Here is a 19,949-nt window from a genome sequence, read left to right on the forward strand (position 1 = left end):
CTGTGCGTCGAACTGGCAAGCACCTGTGTAAAATAACTTTCGGGAGGTGAAAGTGTGAAGAAGCTGGCCATTGTTTTGCTCGCTCTTTTGTTCTGCGTGGTTGGGCTCTCCGAGCAGGTTACGCTCCGAATGATTCAGGTGTTCACCAGCCCGCTCAGAACCAAAGTGCTTGAAGACATCATTTCGAAATTCGAGGCCCAGAATCCGGGCGTGAAGATCGAGCTCATTTCCCCACCTTACGAAACGGCCTATCAGAAGATCTATCTCATGGTGAGCGCGGAAGAACCGCTCGACATAGTTGAGGTTGGAGACTGGTCTTTGAGTGCGCTCGCGAGCATGGGAAAGTTGCTTTCGCTGGAACCTTACCTCGCAAAGTCCGAGCTGACGAAGTACCTCGTTCCCGGCGTTCTGGAAGCCGCGAGGACATACAAAGGGACTGCGTACCTCTTACCGAACGCGATCTACGTGAAGACGCTCTTCTACAGACCCGACGTGATCTCGAAGTACGGTATCACGCCACCCGCCAGGACGATGGATGAACTGCTCGAACACTGCCGACAGCTCACAAAACCAGAGATCGGTCAGTTTGGATTTGACTTCAGAGGCAAAGGCTATCCCACAGCGTTCATCGACATCGTGATGACCTCGTTCTTCGACGACATAGATCCCAACTGCATGTACCTCAAGAAGGATGGCAAACTCATCTTTGAAGATCCCAGGGCGCTCGAAGGCTTGAAGTTCTACATCGAGCTGTTCAAGACCGCACCGAAAGATTCCATCAACTGGGGTTTCGATGAACAGGTGAACGCGTTCGCTTCCGGTGTCACGCCTTACCTGTTCCAGGATCCAGACACGGTCGGCCTGCTCAACGAGATCATGAAGGAAGGAACTTACAAGACCGCACCGCTACCGATCGGAAGGGGTGGAAAGGCCTACCCGACGATAGGTTTCGCGGGCTGGGGCATAACGAGCTATTCGAAACATAAGGACCTGGCGTGGAGGTTCTTAGAGTTCTTCAACTCACCTGAGATCAACGCCTACTGGTGCAAAGATTACGGTGCTCTGCCCGTGGACATGAGAGTCTACGAGATCGATCCTTACTTCAAGAGCGAGACCTTCTACGGCTGGACGGCGATGTTCGAAGACGAAGCGCACTATCAGTTCACGAAGTATCCGCTGGACAACGAAGCCTGGAGCGAGTGGAACGAACTGCACGAAACCACCATGCAGCAGGTGCTTTTGGGCAAGATGAAACCGGAAGAAGCCCTGAAGATCTGGGCTGACTTCTGGAAGAAGGCAGGGCTCGGAAAGAAGTGAGAAAAAGGCTCTGGGTTTTGATGCTGGTTCCGACCTTCGCCCTCATCTTCTTCGTGAACCTTTACCCCCTCGTCCGCGGGGGGGTAATTTCATTTCAGCGGCTCACGGTGTTCAATTTGAACAATCCGAGGTTCGTCGGCTGGAGCAATTACAGAGCGATCATCACCGATCCTGGTTTTCCACGTTTGCTCTGGAACACGTTCGTCTGGATCGCCTGTTCCGTGGCGTTTCAGTTCCTGTTCGGTCTGATCCTGGCACTGCTCTTAGCGAAACCCTTCCCCGGTAGGGGACTGTACATGGGGTTGGTGTTCTATCCGTGGGCGCTCTCGGGTTTCGCCATAGGTCTGCTCTGGTCGTGGCTCTTGAACGGTCAGTTCGGCATCGTGAACGACATCCTCATGAGGCTCGGTTTGATAAAAGTGCCGATAGGCTTTCTCTCTGACGAAAGGTTCGCGATGTTTTCGGTGATCCTGGTGAACGTCTGGTACGGGATACCTTTCTTCGCCATCATGCTCCTTGCGGCGATCCAGTCGATCCCGAGCGAACTCTACGAAGCGGCGCAGATCGACGGCGCAGGTGTGTTCAGAAAGCTCTTTTACGTCACTCTGCCGTACATTCGCCCCACGATCTACAGTACGATCCTGCTGAGGATCATCTGGGTGATGAACTTTCCAGACATCATCTACGGCATGACGCGCGGTGGTCCGGCGGGAGCGACCAACATCCTTTCTGTGCACATGATAAACATCGTTTATTACAGGAACAACTTCGGCTTGGCATCGGCGCTCGGCATGATCATGACTGCCATCCTGATGGTCTTCGCGATCATTTATCTGGTGCTCCTCGAGCGGGGTGAGTTCGAGCTGTGAAGGAGAGAAGGCTGCAGGTCGTCCTCAGGATCGTCGGTCTTTCCATATTCCTCATCGTGGCCATCTTTCCACTGGTCTGGATATTCCTCACGTCGATAAAACCGGCCACGGAAGTCTACACCTTTCCGGTGAAGTATCTGCCTTCTAAGCCGACGTTCGAAGCGTACAGATACCTCTTCAGCTTCGCCAGGTTCAACGTGTACTTCAAGAACTCGTTCATCGTCGCGACAACTTCCGCAGGACTATCGACGCTCTTTTCCCTCGTGGCGGGTTACATTCTCACGCGCGAGCAATTCAGATTGAGGACGTTCTTGATCCTCCTTCTCTTCTTCGTGCAGATGCTGCCGACCTATCTGATCATGATACCCCAGTTCACGATGTTTTCGAAGCTCAAACTCACCAACACGCTCACCTCGGTGATCATCATCTACACAGGCTTTGGATCCGCGTTCGGCACGATCATGGCGCGAGCGTTCTTGAAGAACCTTCCGAGAACGATCGAGGAAGCCGCGATGATAGATGGCTGCAACAGGCTGCAGGTGCTCTTCAAGATCGTGGTTCCACTGCTTTTGCCAGGCGTTGGATCGATATTCAGCTTCTGCTTCGTCAACAGCTGGAACGAGGTCTTCACCGCGGTGCTGTTTCTGCACACGGACAGAAAGATGACCGTACCCGTCGCGCTGTATTCGTTCGTTTCCAAAGCGGGCATTCAATGGAACGTGATGGCCGCAGGCATCGTCGTGGCGCTTTTACCGACGATCGTGGTGTTCATGCTGGCACAGAAGTACATCGTCGAAGGTCTAACCCAGGGTGCGATCAAGGCGTGAACGTGTTATCATAAAGTGAGTGAAGCGAACAATCGGGGGTGGACGGATGAAACTGCTGTTCAAGAACGCGACGGTTTTTCCCATCACCTCTAAACCCTTCGTGGGCGACGTGCTCGTGGAGGATGGAAAGATCAGCAAAGTTGGTCAGATCAAGCCGACGCGATCCGTCGAAGTGATCGATCTTGAAGGCAAATTCCTGCTTCCCGGTTTCATCGACGCACACGCACACATCGGACTGTACCCTGAAGGTCTGGGATCAACGGAGAGTGAAGGCAACGAAACGACCGACCCTGTTACGCCGCACCTGCAGGCGATCGATGCGTTCTACCCGGAGGACGAATCCATCAAAAAGGCGCTCGCAGGAGGCGTCACGACAGCCTTCGTCGTCATGGGCAGTGGAAATCCCGTGGGAGGTATGGGGTTCATCGCGAAGTTCAAAGGAAAGACGGTCATGGACATGTGCCTCGTCAATCCCGCGGGGGTGAAGATGGCGCTCGGGGAGAATCCGAAGAGGGTCTATTCTGAAAAGAAAATGATGCCGACGACGAGAATGGGAACGGCGGCCGTGATAAGAACTTTCCTTCTCAAATCCCAAGATTACATGAAGAAGAAAGAACAGGCACTGAAGGAAGGAAAAGAGTTTTTGGAGAGAGATCCGAAGTACGAGGTTGGGGAAAAGCTCCTTAAACGCGAGCTTCCCGCGAGGATCCACGCTCACCGCATGGACGACATCGTCACCGCGATCAGACTGGCGGAGGAGTTCAACCTGAGGATCGTCCTGGAACACTGCACCGAGGGTTACAAGGTGGCAGACCTGCTGGCGAACAAGAAGATCCCCGTGGTTGCCGGTCCACTCATGACCTTCGCCACGAAGCTCGAGCTCAGGCACATGACGATGGAAGCTTTGAAAATTCTCACCGAAAAGAAGGTTTTGGTGGCGCTCATGTGCGACCATCCCGTGATACCACTGGAATTCGCTTCGGTGCAGGCAGCGGCCGCGATGCGCTACGGCATGAAAGAAGAAGAGCTTTTGAAGATGCTCACGATCAACCCCGCAAAGATACTGGGATTGGAAGAGAGGATCGGCTCGATAGAGGTCGGTAAGGACGCAGACTTGGTGGTCTGGTCCGGCCACCCATTCGACATGAAATCGATCGTGGAAAGGGTGTACATCGACGGTCAGCTTGTGTACAGCAAATGAAGAGGCGGCTCAGCCGCCTCTTTTCAACGCCTTCATTATCACGTCCAGTACCTTCAAACTCACTTCGTGATCTGGCAACGAGACTATGAGCGTTCTGTTCCTGATGCCCACCGTCGGTGAGGTGAGCATGCACTCTGGACTGTTCTCGGCGATGTACTCACAGATGTACGTTTCGAGTGCGTAGATCCTTCCGTCGATGATCCTCTTCACCGCTATGCTGGAAAATGCCTTGTTTTCGACGTCGACTCCTCCAAGAACGAGCACGAGCTTTGTGTCGTTTCGAGCAAATTCGAAGAGCAACTCTGTCAATCTGTCCACGTTCGCATCGCTCTTGACGTACTGTGCCTGGATCGATCTTTCCGAAAACCATGCTTTGATCTTCTCTTCGAACTGTTCAGAAGTGTCCACGAAGATGCATACAATCATACTGCTCCCTCATTTCCAAGGATCGTATTCGCCAGAAAGGAACTTGTCGATCCACTCGGCCGATTTCTTTCCGGCACCCATGGCTTCGATGACAGTTGCCGCACCAGTGACGATGTCCCCTCCGGCGAAGACCTTCCTCAGACTTGTCGCACCGGTGTTCTCGTCGGCGATGATGTAGCCGTACTTGTTCAATTTGAGACCGTCGAACTGACTGAGTAAGAACCTGTTGGCCTCGGTACCGATGGCCTCTATGACGGTATCGGCTTCGAGGATGAATCTACTGTCCTCTATGGGGATCGGGCGGCGCCGACCGGACTCGTCCGGCTCACCGAGCATCATCGAGATGCACTCGACTCCCACGAGTTCTCCCTTCTCGTTTCCGACGTATCTGATGGGTTGCGTGAGCCAGTAAAATTTTATACCTTCCTCCACGGCGTGGATGTATTCTTCTCGACGGGCGGGCATCTCCTCCTCCGTTCTTCGATACACCACGGTCACGCTCTCGGCACCGAGCCTGAGTGCGCTCCTCGCCGCGTCCATCGCGACGTTGCCTCCACCCACGACGATGACCTTTTTACCCCTGCGCACAGGCGTGTCGTACTCCGGGAACAGATAAGCCTTCATGAGATTGACACGCGTCAAGAACTCGTTGGCCGAATAGACGCCGTTGAGGTTCGTGCCCTCGATGCCCATGAACTTGGGTGTTCCAGCCCCAACACCTATGAAGATGGCGTCGTATTCTGCGAGCAGATCCTTCACCGGTATCGCTCGGCCGACAGGCATGTTCAGAAAGATCTGAACTGAAAGGGATTTGACGTAATTCACTTCCCTCTCGACGATGGACTTTGGAAGCCTGAACTCGGGTATTCCGTAAACCAGAACCCCACCAGCTTTGTGCAGAGTTTCGAAGATGTGCACCTCGTAGCCCCTTCTGGCAAGATCGGCCGCGACCGTCAAACCCGCCGGGCCCGAGCCCACGACGGCCACCTTTTTGTGCTTGGCGGGTGCGATTTCGATCTTAGTTTGAACTGCATGTTCGGCTTCCCAGTCCGCCACGAACCTTTCAAGCCTGCCTATGGCCACAGGTTCTGAATTTGGGATCTTGCCAACCACACACTTGGCCTCGCACTGAGTCTCCTGCGGGCACACCCTTCCACATATCGCGGGCAGGTTGTTGTACTGCTTCAGGATCTTCGCCGCCTCTTCGAAGTTCCTCTCTCTGACCTTCCTTATGAACGCGGGAATGTCTATTTCGACGGGACAGCCACTCACGCACGGTTTTGCGGGACACTGGAGGCACCTGTTCGCTTCCGCGACCGCTTCCTCCTCGCTATAACCGTAAGGCACCTCGAAGAAATTCCTGATCCTTTCCTTCGGGTCCTGTTCTCTCATGGGGGTTTTCTTCGGCGATGGTTTCACAGCCACGACAGATCACCCACTTCTTGAATGAAGAGCTTCAGGCTCTCTTCCTCTTCCTTTCTGTACTGAGCTAACCTCTTCAAAAGCTCATCCCAATCGACTCGATCTCCCTCGAACTCCGGCCCATCCACGCAGGCGAATCTGATCTTTCCGTCCACGCTCACCCTGCACGCACCACACATCCCAGTTCCATCCACCATGATGGGGTTCAGAGACACCCAGATCTTCACACCGTGTTCCTTCGCCTTCATGCTGCAGAACTTCATCATGATCGTTGGACCCACGGCCCAGACGATGTCTATCTTCTCTCTTTCGAACAGAAGCTGCATGCCGTCCGTGACGACACCCTTGATGCCGAAAGAACCATCGTCCGTCGTGATTATCAACTCATCAGCGAGCTTCGAAAACTCTTCGAGCATGATCACGTACTCTTTGCTCCTCCCACCGAGCACAACGTAGAGCTTGTTACCCTTAGCCTTGAGCGCTTCGGCGATGGGCAGCAGCGTGGCGATACCTACCCCGCCACCGACGAGCATGACGTTCCCGTAGAAATCTATCTCACTGGGCCTTCCCAACGGACCTGCCACATCCATGATCGAACTTCCCTCTTCGGCAAGGCAGAGCTCGTAGGTGCTCTTGCCCACGGCCCTGACCACGGCGCGGAAGCAATCTTCTTCTTTCCCTGCGATGGTTATGGGGATGCGCTCGGCCTTCTCGTGCAGTCTGATCACGACGAACTGTCCAGGCTGTGCGTATTTAACTATATGTTTATTTTCGATCAGAAAGTCGTACACGCCGGGCGCCAGACGACGCTTCCTTCGGATCACGTTCACGTTTCATCCCTCCATTAAATTTTCCGTACAATTCGTTTCATCACCCTGTAACGAGTTTGGATTAATATGTTCCTTTGGATAGCCCCCCTATCCCCCCTTGGATGGAACCAAAAAGGACAGAGGGTCTGCGCCAGCAGGCCCTCTGTCTGTTTTTATGTCCGTGTGGTGCTCACCAGATGGTCCCGCCGAGCCGTTCACCGCTTTTTGAATATCCGCTCTTAACGAATCTTGCGTGCTTTTGACCATGCTCGCGTCCGTGGAAAAGTTTCGCAGATTCACTTTCAAAGTACCGTGGCAATCCTCGATGCACGTGCCACAACGTTCACGGATCTTTCCCAACCGCACGGTGTTCGTCGGCAAAAGCATCTTCACGCCTCACAGATTCTCTCCAAACGTAATTATACGACCTTTGATGAGTTTTATCACTCCCGCTCATCCTGCGCGGTTTTCAAGACCGTTTTGCAGGAAAGTGTACACACCAACTTGAGCCACACCCCGTAACGCTACGACCGACCGCCATCGTTATTCTTCTAAACCGTTTGGGAAGGAGGTGAATCATGAAGCCGTACTGGACCTTGACAGCCGAGGAGAGAGAAGTTCTGAAACAGTTGAGCCCGAGACTTTCGAGGGGAACTTACTTTGAAGATCCTGCAAAGTTTGAGATCGAATCTGCCAAGAGTGCGACGGTGACCGTGCACACGATCCACGTCGATATTGAGAAAAAATTCTGCGCTTTCAACGGCATGATGCAGTTCGAAGCAGAAGATGATAAATCCATCGTGGTAGCCATCAGGGGCATGTGTGCGAACGGAAAGATGATGTACGTGATACCGTCGATACTCATAGAATTTGACGAGCTCTTCGAGAAACTTGATCCTGAGATGACGATGATCATCTATCCGAACGAACTTGAAGGTGAAATCTTCGTATCGAAAGGGGTGGGCTTTGTGGGTGGGTTCTTCAAGTCGCTCAGCATGTACGAAGAATCTCTCGGCAATGCGGCCAGGATGTTCCAGGCGATGTTGAAAGAGCTCGAGAATGTATCGAACCAGCTTCCGGAAGAAGAGAAAACCAGGTTCGAAGAAGAAATCCTGAACGTCGCAAACAACGCCCAGAACGCGTTTCATCAGATTTCAAAAGTCACGCTCAAGATGGCCCAGCTCTACACAAAGATCGTGGACGCACAGTGAGGCGGGAGCTGAAGTTCCCGCCTTTTTTGCTTTCGAAACGAACCTCGATCGAACCCCCTGACCATCTTTCCCAAGAAACTGCAACTTTCACAGACATTTGGGTCCATCACAGTTCTCCACGGAAGGCTCTGTCCAAGATCGCCTGTTCCAGGTGTTTGAGATCGATCTCGGTGACAGCCTACGTTTTTTTCACCGTGCGGATGTGATCGTACACGGTTTGCAAATGTCCCGTGCTATTCTTTAAAGGAAAGGTCAAAACTCTTCAAGCTTGATGGGGCGAGAGGGCAACGGACGAAATGATAAGGAATTCGTTACACTTTTCGAACCTTCGGCCGGAGTCATTTCGGTATGTAGAGTGAAAAATCCCTCTCGAGATTGTCCACCCTGGTATCCTTCCATATGACGACCTTCGTGGGATGCCTCGTGGTTCCCACACCGTAGACGAGGAAGTAAACCATTCCAGGCTTCCCTATAACGATGGAACAGTCCCGCGGGATCTTGATGGAGTACTGGGTCTGAACGCTCGGCTCTTTGAAGTAGTAGAACTTGTACGGAGCGAGGCCGGGTTTCAATTCCTTCGAGAAGTAAGTCTCGTTGCCCTTCCTGAAGGTCACCCAGACGTTCTCCTGTCCTATGACGAACAATCTTATGTAGCCCGTGGTGGGATCGTCCACGAGCTCTTCTATGATCCGCTCCAAATCGGTAGAGAAATTGGCAAGATAGTTCGCCGAAGTTATCAGTTTTTCGATGCTGGTCGATTTCAACAGATCTTCGAGTTTGGAAACGCGCGTCGACAAAGTATCTATCTTTCGCTGCAGATCCGCGATGGTTCTTTCGCTCTGCTTCTTCTGATTCAGATAGTAGAAGAAAGACACGATGGAGAGTGCAAAGCCACAGATGAAAATGCTGATCAACAAGAAAACGAAGAAGTCTGTGAGAAACTCCCTCTTTCTCCTTCCTCCACTTCCCGTTGTGACAGGCATCATCCACGCCCCCTCAAGTTTGAAGCTCCGTTCCGCTCTTCGCGATCGCAATAGCCTTCATGACCAGACCAACGTGGATCGATAAAAACAGCGTCGCTGAACCACCGTAGCTCACGAACGGCAGCGGCAGGCCCGTTACCGGTGCCAGTCCCATGCACATGCCCATGTTTATGAACACCTGGAGCGAAAAGGTCGCGAGTACTCCGGAACACAGGATTCTCCAGAACTCGTCCTTCGCGAATTTGATCGCCTTCACTATCCTCCAGCACAGAAGAAAGTAGAGAATGATCAAGAGGGATGTTCCCAGAAAACCGAACTCCTCCCCCACCACCGAGAATATGAAATCGGTGTGGTTCTTCGGGACGAACTTGAGTCTGGTCGCGGGTCCTTTGAGGAAACCTCTTCCCAGAATTCCACCAGAACCAACCGTGTGGATCGACTGGAGCATGTTGTACGCGCTCCCCTGAGCGTACCTTCCAGGGTTGAAGAACGACACGATCCTGTCCCTCTGATAATCCTTCAAGCCGAAGAAGAAGAGCAAAAGCACCATCAAGGATGTCACAAGCACGATCCTCATCAAGCTCTTGGTCTTCACCTGACTGACGAGCGCCATGGAGAACCAGATCCCACCCATCAGGAGCGCCGTTCCGAGATCTGGCTCTATCGCCACAAGACCGACACAGATCGTGGTCAAAAGGAAAGAGGTGTACAAATTCTTCTTGTTCGGCTGGGAGAGCAACGACGCGTTGAGTATCAGGAGGGCGAGTCTTGCGAACTCTGAAGGTTGAAAGTAACCGAATTTCAGATCGAACCAGCGTCGCGCCCCACCAGAGATCGTACCATAGAAGAGGACCAGAACGAGCGAAAACATCGAAGCAACGTAGAGCACCGTACCGGCGATCTTCAAATAGCGTTCCCTCACCAGAAGCATTGCAAACATCGCAGCGATGCCAAGAATATCCCAAACGATCTGCTTGCGGACGAAGTACAGACCGCTATCCCTCGTCGCACTGTACAGAGCCAGGAGGCCAAAGATCATCAAACAAACCACTATGATGGGAATGAACAGTTCAAAGCGCCTGTTCTCCCAGGGCATTCTTCAACCTCTCTTTCATTCTACAAAAGCTGCAGACTTTCTCCGTTGTCGGATAGCCACACACCGCACACTCACGCAGTTCTACGGGCTCTTTCTCTTCTTTGAAGAACTTCTGTGAGCCGGTGTAGAACCTCAGCTTGGTGCCCGGTTGCACCAGCTCTATCTCGTTCAGGACTTTCTTATAAAGCAGCGAGCTTGCCCCCTTCGAGAACGGGCATTTTTCCTCGGAGAAAGGAAGGTTGTTCAAAAGTGCATAAGCATAAGTTTCTTTCTCTGTGAGTAAAACCAAGGGTTTGATCTTCTTGGCGAATTTTGCATGAGTTTTCGGCAGCGTTGGGGATTGTCTGGTCAAATAGCCCTCCTGCCAGTTCAGAATGTTTCCGAGCAAAAAGGAAACCTCGTCGTCCAGGTTGTGCCCCGTCGCCACCACGTCGTAGCCGTTCTCAACGGCGAACTTGTTCATCAAATACCTTCTGACGTTACCACAGACCGAACAGGTCGGTCTCTTCAAAAGCTTCGCGATCCTGGGTATGTCCAGACCCAGCAGGTCTTCGTGCGCATCGTAAACGATGAACCTGCTGTTGATGCTCTCTGCCAGCTGCTGGAGCTCTTCGAGCCTCGGCCTACCCATGCCTGTATCGAGAAACAGGGCGTCGCATCTGTAGTTCAGCTTCACCAGTGCGTGCCACAGAGCGACGCTGTCCTTCCCACCCGAGACGGCGACGAGCACCCGTTCGTTCTTCTCTATCATCGAATACGTCTTTATCGCCTTCTGGACCCTTCCTAAGAAATACTCGTTGAAGTGTCCTTCGCAGTAAGCGGTGTTGTGCTGGGGTAAGTGTATGACGGCCGTCTGCGAGCATTTTCTGCACTTCACTCGGATATCCCTCCTTCCCGCACAGAAAGATTTTACAATAAGTGCGTTGTGAAAACCTCTGCACACTTGCGAATTATTTCACATAGCTGTCGTCGAAACTTTTCCCTGAAGTCACCTTCGGTTGCAGGAAGTGGCTTAGAATTAATCGTGAAAAAAATAACGATAAAGATTTCACGATATGGAGTGGTGCGATGCGGGTGAGGGTGTGCATGGGAAGTTCTTGTCATCTAAAGGGTTCGTACCGGATCGTCGAGAAACTCCTTCAACTGAAGGAGCAGGGGCTCAACCTGGACATTTCTGGTTCGCTGTGTTTTGGAAAGTGCTCCGAAGGGGTTTGCGTTGAGATAGACGGTCAGATCCACACGAACGTCACGGTGGAGAAGCTCGAACAGATTCTGGGAGTGAAAACATGCCACTGATCGTTTCGAACGAGGCGGACTGTCTTTACTGCTACAAGTGTTTGAGAAACTGTCCCGTAAAGGCGATCTCGTTCTGTGCGGGTAAGACCAACGTGCAGGAAGAAGAGTGTATCCACTGTGCCACGTGCGTTTCAATCTGTCCCCAGAAAGCGAAGGGTTACACGAAGAACATCGAGGAATTCAGAAAGCTTTGCGGTAAACCTTTCCTCGCTTCGATCGCACCTTCTTTCTTCGCCCACTACGACGAGCCTTACAGAATCGTATCGGTGTTGAAGTCTCTGGGTGCAGAGATCGTTCAGGAAACCGCACTCGGTGCAGAGATCGTCTCGAAGGAATATTCGAGGATCTTCCAGGAACGTGGAACCGTCATCACCACGGCGTGTCCCGTGGTGGTCGAGCTCGCGGAGAAGCACTATCCTTCTGTGCTACCTCACCTTGCAAACGTGGATTCTCCGATGGTCGCGCACGCGAAGCTTCTGAAGAAACTTCACGGTGAATTGCCTGTGCTGTTCCTCGGTCCGTGCGTCGCGAAAAAGGCTGAAGGAACCGTTGACGTCGTCCTGACCTTCGAAGAGCTCGACGCCTTCATCGAGGAAGAGAGAATAGATCCATCCCGTTTCGACGAGCAGTTCCCGGAAGGTCCGTATCCATCCAGGGCCAGGATGTATCCGGTTTCGAGCGGTATCAGCTACACGGTTCAGACGCAGTTCGATGCGCACATCGTCGTTGAGGGTGTGGAGAATCTCATCGAACTCTTCAAGAACTTCACGCCTTCTGAACGGAAAATCTTCATCGAAGCTTCGGCGTGCCACGGGGGATGCATCAATGGGCCCGCGATCAGAAAAGATCTCAGCCTCGTAGAAAAACGGTCTCGCATCGTTGAACACGCGAGGAGGATGTCTCAGCTCCAGCAATCTTCCTTCCAGGTTCAGTTGAACCTCGAGAGGGCTTTTGCTGCGAAGAAGGAAGAACACGAAATCGATGAGGCGAGGATCGAAGAAGTTTTGATCGAGATGGGAAAAGCGGATGAAAACAAGAGGTTGAACTGTGGAGCGTGTGGATACAACAGTTGCAGAGAGAAAGCGATCGCGGTGATCCTGGGCAAAGCAGAAAAAGAGATGTGCATCACCTACCTCGTCGACAAACTGAAGGCTGCGACGCACAAGGTTGTTGAAGAATCACCCAACGCGATCATCATGGTGAAAGACGGCAGAATAATTTACCGCAACAAGACCGCCCTGAACCTTCTGAGGAGCAATCACGAAGATTTGATCCTGAGGCTGAGAGAATCCTTCTTCAAAGGCCAGCCCGTTCAGATAGATTCACGCGTTTACTACGTTAAGTTCTTCATCCTTCCGGAAGAAAAGGCGGATGTGTACCTCCTTGTGGACATCACGAAAGAAAGAGAGCAGGAAGAGACACTCAGGCGGATCAAGAAAGAAACGCTCAGGAAAATGGAAGAGATGTTGGTCAAGCAGATGAGGGTGGTTCAGGAAGTGGCAGGACTGCTCGGTGAAACGGTCGCAGAGATAAAGGTCAGTTTCACCGAACTGAGGAAGACCCTGGAGGAATGAGGCATGCTCACGTGCCAGATAGATCATGCGAAGAAGAACAAATCTGGTGAAGAAATCTGCGGAGATTCTATATGTGTGAAGAAGAGTTCCGAAAGGGTCGTCGCCGCCGTCTCGGACGGTCTTGGCAGTGGCATCAAAGCGAGCATACTCTCGACGCTCACGGCAAAGATGGCTGCCACGATGCTCTTCCACGGTGTTCCGCTCGACGAGGTGGTCACGTCGATACTGAAAACGTTGCCCATCTGCAAAGTCAGGGGTATAAGTTACGCGAACTTCTGCTGCATGGTGTACGATGCGAAGGCCAACAAATGCACCGTGGTGGAGTACGAATTCCCCGTGGTCCTCTATCTGAGAGATGGACAGCCGATCGAACTCGAAAAAGAGGAACGAACCATAGAGGGAAGAAGGATCCTGCTGAGCAGGATCACACCGAAAGAGAACGACCTGCTCTTCGTGATGACCGACGGAGTTTCTCAGGCAGGAATGGGCACCACCGAGTTCCCACTCGGTTTCGGCGTGAAGAACATCTTGAGAGAGATCCAGTCGCTTCTGAAATACAAACTTTTGCCCACCGATATCGTGAACCACCTCGTGAAACTCGCGCAACATCTGGACAGAGAAACGAGGGGCGACGATGCTCTCGCAATGGTCGCATACTTCAGGCCCTTGCACGTGCTCAACATCTTCGTGGGGCCTCCAGAGGACAAGAGCAAGGACGAATCGATGGTCAAACGCTTTCTGAGCATGCCTGGAAAGAAGGTCATCTGCGGTGGCACCACGGCACAGATCTTCGAGCGCGTTCTCGGCAAGAAGGTGCAGATCGAGCTCGACACGATCTCTTTCGATTCTCCGCCTGTGGGAAAGCTCGAAGGTTTTGAGCTCGTCACCGAAGGCATCGTCACGCTCACCCACATATTCAGATACCTCGAAGGCCAGCAGAACACGCTCAGCCTCGCTCCGCAGATGCTTTTGAATCTCTTGCTCGAAGCCGACGAGATCAACTTCGTCGTGGGTAGAGCCATCAACCCGGCGCATCAGAATCCCCTGTTCAGCCACGATGTTTCGCTCAAGTTCAGGCTCGTTCATGACATCGCACGCATTCTGAGAGAGCGCGGAAAGATCGTGAACGTGGAGTACTGCTGAGGAGGTGAAGGCTTTGGAAAGAACATACGAAGCGGTTGAACAGATCTTGAGGAAGTACAACTACAGAAGAGAGAACCTTGTCAAGATCCTACTGGAAGTTCAGAAGCTTCACCGTTACCTTTCGAAAGACGTGATCCATTACGTCGCCGTCGCGTTGCAACTACCACCAGCCAAAGTGTACGGTGTGGCCACCTTCTACGCCCAGTTCTCGCTGAAGCCCAAGGGAGAATACACGATCCTGATCTGCGATGGAACAGCCTGCCATATGGAAGGTTCTACGAGTCTGATCAAGGCGATCGAGGAAGAGATAGGCATCAAACCGGGTGAGGTCACGAAAGATCTCAAGTTCAGTCTGGACTGTGTTGGATGTCTCGGAGCGTGTGCGCTCGCACCCGCGATGGTGATAAACGATGAGGTCTACGGCAACCTCACGCCGGAAAAGGTGAAAGAAATCCTTCGAAGCCTAAGGGGTGATGGCGATGCTCAGAAATCTAACTGAAGCTTACGAGTTCATAGAGAAGCAGAGAGAGATAAGAAACGCAAAGCTTCGCAATCTTTCAGTCTACATCTGCGTTGGTACTGGCTGTAGCGCGAAAGGGGCACAGAAGGTCTACAGGAAATTTCAGGAAGTGCTCGAGCGCGAAAAGCTCAACGTGAACGTCTTCAAAGTGGACGATGAGCACGACGGAATTCTGAGAAAAACTGGATGTTGTGGCCGGTGTTCTTCAGGTCCCCTCGTGGTCGTTCAACCTTACGGCTATTTCTACGCACACGTCGGTGTTGACGACGTCGAAAAGATCGTGGAACGCACCCTGAAGAGGGGAGAAATCGTCGAAGAATTGCTTCTGATCGATTTCGAAACGAACCAGCGTGTCAAATCGCTCCAGGATACCAAGCTTTACAAAAGGCAGAACTTCTACATCATGGAAGACATAGGCAAGAGCGAGTGCGACAGCATAGAGGACTACATGGGCAGGGGAGGGTACTCTTCTTTACTGAAGGTCCTTTCGAGCATGAAACCAGAAGAAGTGATCGAGACGATCAAAGCGTCCGGGCTGAGAGGCAGAGGCGGTGGGGGCTTCCCAACGGGGCTCAAGTGGGAGGCAACGAGAAAGAGTAAATCTGACGTGAAGTTCGTCGTGTGCAACGGTGACGAGGGCGATCCGGGCGCTTTCATGAACAGAACACTGCTCGAAAGAGATCCACACCTGGTCTTGGAAGGCATGATCATCGCGGCCTACGCTGTGGGGGCACAGAAAGGGTACGCGTACGTGCGCGCGGAATACCCCATAGCCATTCAGATGTTCCAGAAGGCCATCGAAGATGCAAGAAAGCTCGGCCTGCTGGGCGAGAACATCCTCGGGACGGGCTTCTCTTTCGATCTCGAGATAAAGGAAGGTGCGGGGGCTTTCGTCTGCGGTGAAGAAACCGCCCTGCTCGCATCGATCGAAGGAAAGCGCGGTATGCCGAGACCAAGACCACCGTACCCCGCGCAGGCAGGTCTGTGGGGATATCCCACGCTGATCAACAACGTGGAGACTTACGCGAACGTTCCGAGAATCATCAGGGACGGCGTTGAAAAGTACAGAAGGCTTGGAACGCCAGGCTCTCCCGGTACGAAGATGTTCTCCGTCACAGGTCCCGTGAAGATGACCGGCATCGTTGAGGTGCAGTTCGGAACGACGCTGAGACAGATCATATTCGACATCTGTGGTGGCCTTTCGAACAACGAAAAGATCAAGGCGGTTCAGATAGGAGGTCCTTCCGGGGCATGTCTGTCCGTGGAACATCTGGACATGCCGCTCGACTACGACACGCTCAAGTCCGTCGACGCGATGGTCGGTTCCGGTGGCATCGTGGTGATAAGTGAGAAAACCTGCATGGTTGAAGTCGCGAGGTTCTTTTTGGACTTCACCAAGAGAGAATCCTGCGGCAAGTGTGTGCCGTGCCGTGAAGGCACCGCCCAGGCTTACAGAATCCTCGAAAAGTTCGTCAACGCGAAGGCGAGCGAGGAAGATCTGAAGAATCTGGAGTTCCTCGCAAAACTCATCAAGACAGCCTCACTGTGTGGATTGGGCAAAACCGCACCCAACCCCATACTGAGCACCCTCAGATGGTTCAGGTCCGAATACGAAGCACACCTGCGCGGGATCTGTCCGAGCGGCTCGTGCACCGCTTTCAAGAAATACGTGATCGATGAAAAACTGTGCAAAGGTTGCGGCCTGTGCGCGCGCTCCTGTCCGAACGGCGCCATAAGTGGCGAGAGGGGAAAACCTTACGCGATAGACCCTGAAAAGTGCGTGAAGTGCGGACTGTGCGTTGAGAAGTGCAGATTCAAAGCCATCAAGGTCGCGTGACGGAGGTGATCAGAATGACGGTTTACGTGGACAACAGGCCGGTTGAGATAGATTCGAACGCGGAAAACCTGCTCGAGGCGCTCAGGAACGTCGGAATCGAGATACCGAATCTGTGCTACCTGTCAGAAACTTCCAGCTACGGCGCGTGCAGGATGTGCCTTGTGGAGGTCGATGGTCAGCTCGTCACCTCCTGCACGACGAAGCCGAGAGAGGGCATGCATATCAAAACGAACACACCAGAGATCCAGCAGTTGAGAAAAGGTATTCTCGAGCTCATACTCGCCAGCCACAACAGAGATTGCACCGTGTGTGAACGAAACGGCAGCTGCAAGCTGCAAAAGTACGCGGAAGACTTCGGGATCAGAAAGGTGCGTTTTGAAGAACTGCGAAAATTCCAGCACGTTGACGCCTCCGGTCCCATCGTGAGGGACTCGAGCAGGTGCATTCTGTGTGGAGACTGCGTGAGGATGTGCGAGGAAGTGCAGTCCGTCGGTGCGATAGATTTCGCGTACCGCGGCATAGAATCGCGCGTCACAACGGCCTTCGAAGCGAACCTCTCTGACACCGAGTGCGTCTACTGCGGTCAGTGCGTTTCCGTCTGTCCCACGGGCGCACTGTACGTGAGGAACGATACGGAAAAACTTTACGAAGCGCTGTCGAGCGGAAAGACCGTCATCGGCATGATCGCGCCCGCCGTGAGGGTGGCCATAGCGGAAGAATTCAAAATCGATAAAGATCCGTTCATCGCGGAGCGTTTGGTGAGCTTTCTCAAGCTGGTGGGATTCACGAAGGTCTTCGATGTGGCCTTCGGTGCCGACCTCGTGGCCTTCGAAGAGGCACACGAGCTCCTGGAACGCATCGAACGGAACGAGAAACTCCCGCTCTTCACCTCGTGCTGTCCCGCGTGGGTCAAGTACGTGGAACAGTTCTACCCAACGCTCACGAACAACCTGTCCAGCGTGAAATCTCCACAGCAAGCTCTTGGAACCATCGTGAAGAAGATCTACGCAAAGAAGATGAACCTCGATCCAGACAGGATCTATCTGGTGTCGTTCATGCCGTGCACAGCGAAGAAGTTCGAAGCCGAGCGAGAAGAACACAAGGGCATCGTCGATCTGGTGTTGACGAGTAGAGAACTGGCACAGCTCATCAAAGCGAGCCGAATCGATCTGAGCAAGCTCGAACCGCAGCCGTTCGATCGTCCCTACGGTGTCTCCTCACAGGGTGGACTCGATTTTGGAAAGAGCGGAGGGGTCCTTTCGAGCGTGATCAGTGTCATCAACGACGAAACAGGTGTCGAAAGGCAGGAGATTCTCGAGCTCGAAAAGGGAATAAGGCTCGCCGAAGTGAAGACGAAGGATGGAAGGACCATCAAAGGCTTGATAGTCTTCGGCCTATCGAGGGCGAGGAGGATCGTCAACGACATTCTCGAAGGTAGGCTCGACGTGGACGCAGTCGAGGTCATGGCGTGCAACTTCGGCTGTGTCGGTGGGGGAGGTCAGCCCTATCCGAACGACACGCAGGCGAGACAGAGCAGGGCGAAACAGTTGAAAGAGCTCGTCTCAGTGAAGAGTCTGATCTCGCCGTCCGAGAACTACCACATGAGAAAACTGTACGAAGAGGTCGAATCACTGCACGAACTGATCCACACGAGTTACAGGCCCAGGAAGCGCATCGTACATGAAGATGTCGAGGTGCTCCCTGCCGAGAACGGCGAGAAAGTCACAGTCAAAGTCTGCCTCGGAACTTCCTGCTACCTCAAAGGCTCGTACAGGCTACTCTCACAACTGATCGAGCTCGCGAAACGCAAAGACTATTCCAGCGTCGAGATAATGGGTACGTTCTGCCTGGAACATTGCGATCGTTCACCCAACGTGCTCGTGAATGATAAACTCGTGAGTGAGGCAGACCTCGAAAAGGTGGAAAGAGAAATTGAAAGACAGCTCAAGGAAAGAATTCGTGATGCTTCCCAGACCAACGTTTGAAAGATTGAAGCTGTACCACAGACTGCTCCTCGACGTGAAGGAGGAGTACATCTCCTCTGAAACGATGGCCAGAATGCTGAAACTCCAGCCTGAGCAAGTCAGGAAGGATCTGAGCTATCTCAGGACGACGGGAAAACCGAAGCTCGGTTACAGAGTCGAGGAGCTGAAGAAAGAACTGGACGAACTGTTCGCGGTCAAAAGAGAGACCGCGGTTGTGATAGTGGGGGCGGGCCGGCTCGGCTCCGCCCTCGCCAACTATCGAGGCTTCGCGAGGTATGGCATCGAGATCGTTGCGATCTTCGACAACGATCCGCAGAAGGTAGGCCAGTTCGTGTCTGACCTGGTCGTTCTGCCACTGAAGGATCTGAAACGCGTCGTGAAGAGGTTCAACGTTGAGATCGGTGTGATCTGCGTTCCCGAAGAATCCGCACAGGAGGTCGCGAACCTGCTCGTCGCGTGCGGTATCAAAGGCATCTGGAACTTCGCCCCGGTCCAGCTCGAGGTACCCGAGGACGTGGTCGTGGTGAACGAAGACATCACCCAGAGCCTGCTCACGCTGAAACATCTGCTCAATCTGAGACGTAGCAAAAGTTGATTGCGCGTGTTAAAACTTAACTGGGTGGACGTGTGTGGAACTGAACGTTCTGGGTACGAGCAAGGTGGCACTCGCCATCTGTCGAAGGCTCATCGAAAGATCCCACAGAGTCCGCTTCGTCGTATCGCGCTTTAGAGAGAAAGCCCAGCGCTTCGTCGAAGAACTGGGCACGGGTATCCCGACCGTTTATGAAGAAGTCGAAAGGCTCCTCGATGTGGTCTTCTTCGCCGTGCCGGATTCGGCCATCCTTCAAGTTTACGAGACGATCAAGAAAAAGATCCAACCTGGAGCTTGTCTGATACACTTCAGTGGCTTTCATTCCTCAAAGATCTTCAAAGATGCCGAAATTCTTGACTTCCACAGGGCGTCGATGCATCCGAACCTTTCTTTCGCTGATCCATCGGTCGCTTACAGCAAACTTCCAGACTGCATCTTCGGCGTTGAGGGAGACGAAGAGGGATTGAAAAAGGCGATAAAATTGGTTGAGGATATACCAAGCAGGTACGTTCTTCTGTCTGAGGATGGAAAGGCCATGTACCATCTCGCGGCGGTTCTTTGTTCGAACTTCGCGGTGGGACTCGCGGCACTCGCCGAGAAGATGTACGCAAAGAGTGGTATCAAAGATTCACGCGAGCTGATCAGCGTTCTCATGAACAGTGTGGCAGAGAACATCAGAATGAAAGGTGTGGCCGGTTCTTTGACAGGACCCGTTGCGAGGAAAGATTGGGAAGTGGTTCAGGAAGAAGGAAGACTGTTCAAGGAGACGTTCCCAGAGTTCGCCCAGCTCTACGATCAGATGGTCGAGCTCCTCGTGAGGATAAGGGAGGGAAACCTGTGA

General features: G+C 52.9%; 19 protein-coding genes. 13 read left to right on the top strand and 6 right to left on the bottom strand.

Annotated features, from left to right (window positions below; all coding sequences use genetic code 11):
• Positions 1–54 precede the first annotated feature (54 nt).
• The 4 genes from TSP01S_RS01270 to TSP01S_RS01285 are packed head-to-tail and all read left to right on the top strand — an operon-like array spanning position 55 to position 4,214.
• A complete protein-coding gene (locus TSP01S_RS01270; RefSeq protein ID WP_052463442.1) occupies positions 55–1,317 on the top strand; it encodes an ABC transporter substrate-binding protein in 1,263 nt (420 codons plus the stop codon).
• Positions 1,314–2,186, top strand: coding sequence for a carbohydrate ABC transporter permease (locus TSP01S_RS01275; protein ID WP_041075786.1), 873 nt, complete (start codon positions 1,314–1,316; stop codon positions 2,184–2,186). Before TSP01S_RS01270 ends, TSP01S_RS01275 begins: the two co-directional genes overlap by 4 nt.
• Positions 2,183–3,013, top strand: a complete 831-nt coding sequence (locus TSP01S_RS01280) for a carbohydrate ABC transporter permease (RefSeq protein WP_041075788.1) — start codon at positions 2,183–2,185, stop codon at positions 3,011–3,013. Before TSP01S_RS01275 ends, TSP01S_RS01280 begins: the two co-directional genes overlap by 4 nt.
• Before the next feature lie 46 nt (positions 3,014–3,059).
• Positions 3,060–4,214 (top strand): amidohydrolase, encoded by a 1,155-nt coding sequence (locus tag TSP01S_RS01285; RefSeq protein ID WP_041075790.1) that lies wholly within the window; start codon positions 3,060–3,062, stop codon positions 4,212–4,214.
• A gap of 9 nt (positions 4,215–4,223) precedes the next feature.
• On the opposite strand, the gene TSP01S_RS01290 is transcribed toward TSP01S_RS01285, so the two are convergent.
• From TSP01S_RS01290 to TSP01S_RS01300, 3 genes are read right to left on the bottom strand one after another with little or no spacing between them, the layout of a single operon-like run.
• Positions 4,224–4,640, bottom strand: a complete 417-nt coding sequence (locus TSP01S_RS01290; protein WP_041075792.1) for a molybdopterin-binding domain-containing protein — start codon at positions 4,638–4,640, stop codon at positions 4,224–4,226.
• Between the two features lie 9 nt (positions 4,641–4,649).
• The gene (gltA, locus tag TSP01S_RS01295) at positions 4,650–6,032 is read right to left on the bottom strand and encodes an NADPH-dependent glutamate synthase (protein WP_082021708.1); all 1,383 of its coding nucleotides are present in this window, start codon (positions 6,030–6,032) and stop codon (positions 4,650–4,652) included.
• 23 nt (positions 6,033–6,055) lie between these two features.
• Positions 6,056–6,892, bottom strand: a complete 837-nt coding sequence (locus TSP01S_RS01300; RefSeq protein WP_041075795.1) for a sulfide/dihydroorotate dehydrogenase-like FAD/NAD-binding protein — start codon at positions 6,890–6,892, stop codon at positions 6,056–6,058.
• Positions 6,893–7,449: 557 nt separating this feature from the next.
• Here TSP01S_RS01300 and TSP01S_RS01310 point away from each other — a divergent pair.
• A complete protein-coding gene (locus tag TSP01S_RS01310; protein WP_041075798.1) occupies positions 7,450–8,082 on the top strand; it encodes a hypothetical protein in 633 nt (210 codons plus the stop codon).
• Positions 8,083–8,420: 338 nt separating this feature from the next.
• On the opposite strand, the gene TSP01S_RS01315 is transcribed toward TSP01S_RS01310, so the two are convergent.
• The 3 genes from TSP01S_RS01315 to TSP01S_RS01325 are packed head-to-tail and all read right to left on the bottom strand — an operon-like array spanning position 8,421 to position 11,038.
• Positions 8,421–9,065 carry a hypothetical protein gene (locus TSP01S_RS01315; RefSeq protein ID WP_041078290.1) on the bottom strand — a complete coding sequence of 215 codons (645 nt, stop codon included), beginning with the start codon at positions 9,063–9,065 and terminating at the stop codon, positions 8,421–8,423.
• A 13-nt stretch (positions 9,066–9,078) separates the two neighbouring features.
• Entirely contained in the window at positions 9,079–10,161 is a 1,083-nt protein-coding gene (gene rodA, locus TSP01S_RS01320) for a rod shape-determining protein RodA (protein ID WP_041075800.1), read from the bottom strand.
• On the bottom strand, positions 10,136–11,038 hold the full coding sequence (locus TSP01S_RS01325) for a TIGR00269 family protein (RefSeq protein WP_041075802.1): 903 nt from the start codon (positions 11,036–11,038) through the stop codon (positions 10,136–10,138). Before TSP01S_RS01325 ends, rodA begins: the two co-directional genes overlap by 26 nt.
• Positions 11,039–11,229: 191 nt before the next feature.
• Between TSP01S_RS01325 and TSP01S_RS01330 the strand changes: the two genes are divergently transcribed.
• From TSP01S_RS01330 to TSP01S_RS01365, 8 genes are read left to right on the top strand one after another with little or no spacing between them, the layout of a single operon-like run.
• On the top strand, positions 11,230–11,457 hold the full coding sequence (locus TSP01S_RS01330) for an NAD(P)H-dependent oxidoreductase subunit E (protein ID WP_041075805.1): 228 nt from the start codon (positions 11,230–11,232) through the stop codon (positions 11,455–11,457).
• Positions 11,448–13,031 (top strand): [Fe-Fe] hydrogenase large subunit C-terminal domain-containing protein, encoded by a 1,584-nt coding sequence (locus tag TSP01S_RS01335; protein WP_041075807.1) that lies wholly within the window; start codon positions 11,448–11,450, stop codon positions 13,029–13,031. The genes TSP01S_RS01330 and TSP01S_RS01335 overlap by 10 nt, the downstream gene beginning before the upstream one ends.
• A 3-nt stretch (positions 13,032–13,034) precedes the next feature.
• The gene (locus tag TSP01S_RS01340) at positions 13,035–14,174 is read left to right on the top strand and encodes a SpoIIE family protein phosphatase (protein ID WP_041075809.1); all 1,140 of its coding nucleotides are present in this window, start codon (positions 13,035–13,037) and stop codon (positions 14,172–14,174) included.
• Positions 14,175–14,187: 13 nt separating this feature from the next.
• On the top strand, positions 14,188–14,673 hold the full coding sequence (nuoE, locus tag TSP01S_RS01345) for an NADH-quinone oxidoreductase subunit NuoE (protein WP_041075811.1): 486 nt from the start codon (positions 14,188–14,190) through the stop codon (positions 14,671–14,673).
• The gene (locus TSP01S_RS01350) at positions 14,654–16,531 is read left to right on the top strand and encodes an NADH-ubiquinone oxidoreductase-F iron-sulfur binding region domain-containing protein (RefSeq protein ID WP_041075813.1); all 1,878 of its coding nucleotides are present in this window, start codon (positions 14,654–14,656) and stop codon (positions 16,529–16,531) included. Before nuoE ends, TSP01S_RS01350 begins: the two co-directional genes overlap by 20 nt.
• Before the next feature lie 14 nt (positions 16,532–16,545).
• The gene (locus TSP01S_RS01355; protein WP_041075815.1) at positions 16,546–18,516 is read left to right on the top strand and encodes a [Fe-Fe] hydrogenase large subunit C-terminal domain-containing protein; all 1,971 of its coding nucleotides are present in this window, start codon (positions 16,546–16,548) and stop codon (positions 18,514–18,516) included.
• On the top strand, positions 18,494–19,111 hold the full coding sequence (locus TSP01S_RS01360; RefSeq protein WP_041078292.1) for a redox-sensing transcriptional repressor Rex: 618 nt from the start codon (positions 18,494–18,496) through the stop codon (positions 19,109–19,111). The genes TSP01S_RS01355 and TSP01S_RS01360 overlap by 23 nt, the downstream gene beginning before the upstream one ends.
• A gap of 34 nt (positions 19,112–19,145) precedes the next feature.
• The gene (locus TSP01S_RS01365; RefSeq protein WP_052463443.1) at positions 19,146–19,949 is read left to right on the top strand and encodes a Rossmann-like and DUF2520 domain-containing protein; all 804 of its coding nucleotides are present in this window, start codon (positions 19,146–19,148) and stop codon (positions 19,947–19,949) included.

The sequence above is a fragment of the Thermotoga caldifontis AZM44c09 genome, from assembly GCF_000828655.1.
GTDB lineage: Bacteria > Thermotogota > Thermotogae > Thermotogales > DSM-5069 > Pseudothermotoga_A > Pseudothermotoga_A caldifontis.

Excerpts from the sequence above, each read along its gene's own strand:
- TSP01S_RS01360 (WP_041078292.1), top strand. The coding sequence starts at position 18,494 with ATGCTTCCCAGACCAACGTTTGAAAGATTGAAGCTGTACCACAGACTG.
- TSP01S_RS01355 (WP_041075815.1), top strand. The coding sequence starts at position 16,546 with ATGACGGTTTACGTGGACAACAGGCCGGTTGAGATAGATTCGAACGCG.
- TSP01S_RS01330 (WP_041075805.1), top strand. The coding sequence starts at position 11,230 with ATGCGGGTGAGGGTGTGCATGGGAAGTTCTTGTCATCTAAAGGGTTCG.
- TSP01S_RS01340 (WP_041075809.1), top strand. The coding sequence starts at position 13,035 with ATGCTCACGTGCCAGATAGATCATGCGAAGAAGAACAAATCTGGTGAA.
- TSP01S_RS01315 (WP_041078290.1), bottom strand. The coding sequence starts at position 9,065 with ATGCCTGTCACAACGGGAAGTGGAGGAAGGAGAAAGAGGGAGTTTCTC.
- TSP01S_RS01350 (WP_041075813.1), top strand. The coding sequence starts at position 14,654 with ATGCTCAGAAATCTAACTGAAGCTTACGAGTTCATAGAGAAGCAGAGA.
- TSP01S_RS01310 (WP_041075798.1), top strand. The coding sequence starts at position 7,450 with ATGAAGCCGTACTGGACCTTGACAGCCGAGGAGAGAGAAGTTCTGAAA.
- rodA (WP_041075800.1), bottom strand. The coding sequence starts at position 10,161 with ATGCCCTGGGAGAACAGGCGCTTTGAACTGTTCATTCCCATCATAGTG.
- gltA (WP_082021708.1), bottom strand. The coding sequence starts at position 6,032 with ATGAGAGAACAGGACCCGAAGGAAAGGATCAGGAATTTCTTCGAGGTG.
- TSP01S_RS01290 (WP_041075792.1), bottom strand. The coding sequence starts at position 4,640 with ATGATTGTATGCATCTTCGTGGACACTTCTGAACAGTTCGAAGAGAAG.
- TSP01S_RS01285 (WP_041075790.1), top strand. The coding sequence starts at position 3,060 with ATGAAACTGCTGTTCAAGAACGCGACGGTTTTTCCCATCACCTCTAAA.
- TSP01S_RS01335 (WP_041075807.1), top strand. The coding sequence starts at position 11,448 with ATGCCACTGATCGTTTCGAACGAGGCGGACTGTCTTTACTGCTACAAG.